Source organism: Bradyrhizobium sp. P5_C11_2, assembly GCF_054049755.1.
This window is the reverse complement of record NZ_JBFULT010000563.1, coordinates 1-4,917: the sequence shown is the minus strand read 5'-3', so window position 1 is coordinate 4,917 and position 4,917 is coordinate 1. Positions and strand designations below refer to the sequence as shown.

The 4,917-nt window shown below is 60.5% G+C and carries 5 protein-coding genes; all 5 read right to left on the bottom strand.

The window, feature by feature from the left end; all coding sequences use genetic code 11:
- Nucleotides 1-144: 144 nt before the first annotated feature.
- Nucleotides 145-546, bottom strand: coding sequence for a hypothetical protein (locus ACXJL8_RS34070; protein WP_456623478.1), 402 nt, complete (start codon nucleotides 544-546; stop codon nucleotides 145-147).
- A gap of 9 nt (nucleotides 547-555) precedes the next feature.
- Complete coding sequence (locus tag ACXJL8_RS34065; RefSeq protein WP_456623477.1) at nucleotides 556-2,220, bottom strand: type II and III secretion system protein family protein; 1,665 nt, start codon at nucleotides 2,218-2,220, stop codon at nucleotides 556-558.
- A 393-nt stretch (nucleotides 2,221-2,613) separates the two neighbouring features.
- A complete protein-coding gene (locus ACXJL8_RS34060) occupies nucleotides 2,614-3,027 on the bottom strand; it encodes a TadE family protein (RefSeq protein ID WP_456623476.1) in 414 nt (137 codons plus the stop codon).
- On the bottom strand, nucleotides 3,027-4,406 hold the full coding sequence (locus ACXJL8_RS34055) for a pilus assembly protein TadG-related protein (protein WP_456686373.1): 1,380 nt from the start codon (nucleotides 4,404-4,406) through the stop codon (nucleotides 3,027-3,029). The genes ACXJL8_RS34060 and ACXJL8_RS34055 overlap by 1 nt, the downstream gene beginning before the upstream one ends.
- A gap of 9 nt (nucleotides 4,407-4,415) precedes the next feature.
- A partial coding sequence (locus tag ACXJL8_RS34050; protein ID WP_456686372.1) for a hypothetical protein occupies nucleotides 4,416-4,917 on the bottom strand: 502 nt, incomplete at its 5' end.

Sequence of the window (4,917 nt, the reverse complement as noted above, 5' to 3'; positions counted from 1 at the left end):
GTCTCGCACGCCGCAAGGCCGGTCGCCAACCAGCAACAGGTCAGCATTAAGATGATGCGCCGCATAACTCTTGTCCCCGCCCGGCTCATCGGACTCATTGAAATATCATCGTCAGATTACCCAAGGCCAAGGCCCCCTGGCTCCTTACCTACCCGGCGCTGCGCCGCCGACCGGCACCGATACTCCACCGACCGTTCCAGGCGGCAATCCATCTATGTCGATGTTCTGGGTTGCGGTAGGCCGCACGCCCATCTGTTTCGTCGCATCGCCAACATCGGGAAGCTGATCCACCGGCTGTTTCGTGTTGCCATAACGTGTCACGGCGGCGCCAACGCGCCGAGCGTCGTACGCGATCCTGCGATCACCGACGTATCGCGGCCATGGATGGATCGTATGGGTGACGGCGTTGACCTGCTTGGCATCGCCGGCGCTCATCGTGATGGTGTCGGAGCGCTGGAAGTAGCGGTCCATCTCGTCATTACCGGCGAGGCCGTAACATCCCCCGAGCAGCAAGGGCGCGAACAGAACCAGATACCTTATGGTCATCTCTCGCTCCTAGTTGAGGGTCTTTACGACCGGCTGGTTTGCGGCGGCGGCCGGGGGCGGAACGGGCGTCCTGAGCTCGGGAGCGATGATGTGGCCGTACGGCCCCTTCACGTCGCCACCGGAATTGACGTAGTCATTGTAACGCTTGCGGACTTCCATCTGGCCATTGAGGAAGAAATCGACGTCATTGGCCGGAAGGCGGGAGTCGAGCGGAGAGGCCAGTTGCTGACCGGGTACCGCAGGCGCAACCAGGCGCGGCGTGATGATGATGACGAGGTCCGTTTCCTCCTGCAGGTAGGACTTGCTGCTGAACAAGGTTCCAAGCACGGGCACCGAGCCGATCCAGGGCAATTGCGAAACGTCCTGCCGGTTGCGGGTCTGGAGCAGGCCGGCGATGGCAAAACTCTGGCCGTCGCGCAATTCGACCGTGGTGCGCGCGTCACGGCGGGTCAAAGCAGGAACTGTCGTCCCCTGAATCGTCACCGCATTGGTGAAATCAAGCTCGCTCACCGACGGCTCAACCCGAAGATTGATCACGCCCCGCGAGAGAACGGTGGGCACGAAGGCCAGCTCGACACCGAACTTCTTGTAGTCGATGGTGATGGTGGGAAAACCGGTCGTCGTCGTGTTCGGGATCGGCACCGGAAATTCACCGCCGGCCAGGAAGCGGGCGGCATCCCCGGAAAGCGTGGTCAAGTTCGGCTCCGCCAGCCGGCGAACCAATCCTTTCGTTTCCAATGCGGTGATCAGCAGGTCCACCGAACCGCCGCTGCTGGTCCGAAGAATACTGGTCAACAAGCTCCCGAACGGGATCGGGGCGACGCCGCCTGCGGTGCCGACGAGCGTTCCCACAGTTCCGAGTATGGGAAGGCTGCCAGTAGGAGAACCACCAACGGGCGTACCGCCAGTATTACCAGTGGGGTTTGGGACCGTGTTAATACCACCGATCGGCTGTCGGACCGTCGCGCCAGTTGCCCCACCAAGCCCCGTATTCCCGACATTGGTCCCGTTGGCGTTCGCCGCATAAAGGTTCACACCGAGGTTACGCCCAGCCTCCCGGTTGACCTCGAGAAATCGCACCTCGAGCATCACCTGTTGCGGCGCCGCGACGCTCATCGCGTTGACGACAGTTCCTCCCTTCGCGACGGTGCTGGTGGCAATTGCCATGGCCCGCTCGGCGGCAACCGCGTCGACGGCGGTTCCGCTCAGCACCACCTGGCCCTCCGAAGCCGAGACGCGAACACCCTGCATGCCGGTGCCGGTCCGGATGTTCTGCTGCAAATTGCCGGTATCGATCACGACCTCGACGTCGAGAATCCCGATCTGCTTCATCGAGCTGTCGAACAAAATGACGTTGGTGGTGCCGGTCTGCTTGCCCTGGACGTAGATCAGGTGATCGCTCAACGACTTCACGTCGACAATATCAGGCGAGCCCGCGACAATGGTCGCAAAAGCCGTGTCGACCTTGAAGGTGCGTGACTTGTTGACGACCACCTTGACCCGCTGGACGTCGTTCATTTCGCTGACGAAGACGCCGCCGCCGGAGGAGCCCCTCCGATCTGCGGCCGCGGCGCTGTCAGCGGACTCAAACAAGGCGAGCGCCGCGCCAACAGCCATCACGCTGAAAGCGAGAAGCCTCCCTACCTTATTACCCGAAACGCGACCGCCACCCATTCGAGTCCCCCCACTGCGATCCACGGCTGTCCCCGCAAATCTACGTGCTCGATGCTCCCAAAAGTTCCCCTCTACGCACCACGTCGGAGAGCTTACAATTCATCCCATTACAAATCGTTATTCGTGTTTCCAAGATCACATCCTTCATTCCCCTTCCTTGCAAGAAGAGACGCTTACCGCACTGCGGCAACAGCACAGAAAACTTTCCGATGTTGCCAGCGTGCACCACTTTTTCCCGTTTGCTTGGAACCTGCAGCACAAGCGCGCACGAGTTCCGCCGGCGCCCGCTTTGGCGAGTTCCCTATCGATTTCGGAGGATCTGTTGGAACAACCGGAACTTGCTCTCCCGCTTACAGAGATCCCGACGCATTCCGGGATGGTTGCTCGCTACCACTAGAAGGGAATCGAGGTGGACGCGCTCGGCGCGTTCAATGTGGTGCCCCATATCGGCATCAGCATCTTGAAGCTCGGGTCGGATGCCGTAACGGTGAGTGCAGCGGCTCCCGCAGTCGTGCTCAGCGTAGGCGCGAGACCGCCGGCAAATAGCATTGGGGCAACGGCTTTTTTGGCAGCAGCGGATGGCAGGGGGTCACCCGAACAGGTTGGTGAAGTCTTGCTCATCGCGCTATTGACGAAGCAGTCGCTGATCATCCATGTCCGGGCACCGGCGTTGGCGAGCGTCCGCAATGACTGCATGGTGATTGCGTAACGCCCCAGATCGAAGATGGTGAACATCAGTATGAAAAGCGGCAGAGCGACGAGACAAAATTCCATCGCCCCGATGCCGCGCTGATCAAGCTTTCTCATCACTGCACCAACTGGACATACTGGCTTTTCGGCAGCTTCGTTTGCGATGGGCACCCCGTGGTGTCAAAGGTGGCATTGCCGTTGAACGAGATCGAGGCTGCGATCAACTGGCCACAAGCGCCGCCCGTGCCGCCTACGGCGATCGTCGGATTGCCCTGAAACGTCACTGATGCGTTCGGCGCATAGATGTTTCCTGTGAGGTTGATGTTGCTATTTCCACCGAAGGTCACAGCCGTCGCTGAGGCATCGTACATCGACATGTRCTGGAATAATGCAGCGCTAGACTGGAGGGCCGCCGGAAGCGACGAGGCGTTAGGGGCAGTTGCCGGCCCCTTGAGGGTGAGCATCGCGCCCCCCTTCATGTCAATGCTCGCCCCTGGCAACAGGATGAAGGTCACTCCCGTACATGGATTTGTGCAGGAGACGATGGAGCCGCCTTTGAGAGTCAGAGTACCGGATATGAAGTACACCGACACCCCTGCAGCCAAGGAGACATTGGCATTGCCCTTCGTCTGGGTATTGTTATTCGTGCATGCGGTGCTGGCCGAGCCGGCCACGTAAGCGACGAGATCCGATCCTGGACATACTGGAAGACCACATTTGGCGGGGAGCGTGGGGTTCGCGCCGCACAACGTGGTGAGGGCACCATCGAGAGCAGAGAAGGGATTGGCGGTCGGGGCCGGCAAATACTTCAACGCCTTGTCACAGAACGACGCGGCACCCGTGCAGCCACCGACAGTCGACAGCGAGCCGAGATTCATGGTCATCCCGCCGCCGGTAAAGTTGATTGCATTGTTGGCCGTACTGTTCGAGGCCATGCCGCAATTGGGCGCATTGATGTTCGGGCTCCCCTGAAAGCCGATCGAGCCTGTCAATGACAGGACGCAGGGCGGAAACAGCACACTTTTTACTGTGGCCACGGCTGTCGCGGGAATATTGACAGTGGACAGACCAAGCACTCTCGCGAGGTATGCCGGCTGTTGCTGGCTAACAGTGGCCTGAACGTAAGTTCCGGCCGTCCCCTTCCATGACGTGAGCGAGGCGACCTGGACGGTCTGAGAGATTCCCGCCGGATTGCTACCGACACACTGGGAGCCGGGATAGGAGGTGGAGCCCACGTTACAGAACGCGTTCTGTGCCGCGGCCTGCTTGGCGCGGTAGTCCACTGTTTGTGAAACCGCGCAGGGTGGATTCGACAAGCACAATTGCTGCGCGGCCCCCGAATAGGCCGCCGAATCTGCGGCATTCTGCGCGTGTTGCCTGGTGACGTACCACGATCCCGCCTCGCCCCCGAGTGCGACCACGCCTATCAGCGGCACCAGGGCGATAACGGTTGCGAAGGCGGCGGCACCACGACGAGAGCGAAGCAAGCCACGCATGGAACACTCCTATTGAAACCGTTCAGCGTAAGCCAGTGTGAACGAACAAGGATTGGCGTTGCCACTTCGACAGATCACCGATCTCAGCACGATGGGTGCCACGGTGACGGTCGTCGTGTACGTATAGTGCTTGGGCGAACCAGAGTTGCCTGCGGAGCAGGCAGCCATGCTATCGCTGCAAACGACCTGGAGATTGTTGATGGGATAACCCGACACCGAAGTGGGGAGCGCCGACTTCCAGCCTGCCCAAGCGGTCACGTCGGGCGGCGGGCTGTACTGGATCTTTTGCCCGAAGGCGCGCAATGCTTCCCACGCGGATACAAACCGAAAACCAGCGGCGGCAACGTCGGCAAGCGGCATCAGCAGGGTCGACACCAGGATAATGTAAACGAACATCATCTCAAGCGCGGCGGCGCCGCGCTGATCCGCGATGAAGGACTTTTTACGGCACGCGCGTCTGCCTCGACGGACACTTACCACGTCCTGATGCCGACCCCGAGCACGACCAAGT

Coding starts and splice junctions, on each gene's coding strand:
- ACXJL8_RS34070 (WP_456623478.1), bottom strand. CDS start 546: ATGACCATAAGGTATCTGGTTCTGTTCGCGCCCTTGCTGCTCGGGGGA.
- ACXJL8_RS34065 (WP_456623477.1), bottom strand. CDS start 2,220: ATGGGTGGCGGTCGCGTTTCGGGTAATAAGGTAGGGAGGCTTCTCGCT.
- ACXJL8_RS34060 (WP_456623476.1), bottom strand. CDS start 3,027: ATGAGAAAGCTTGATCAGCGCGGCATCGGGGCGATGGAATTTTGTCTC.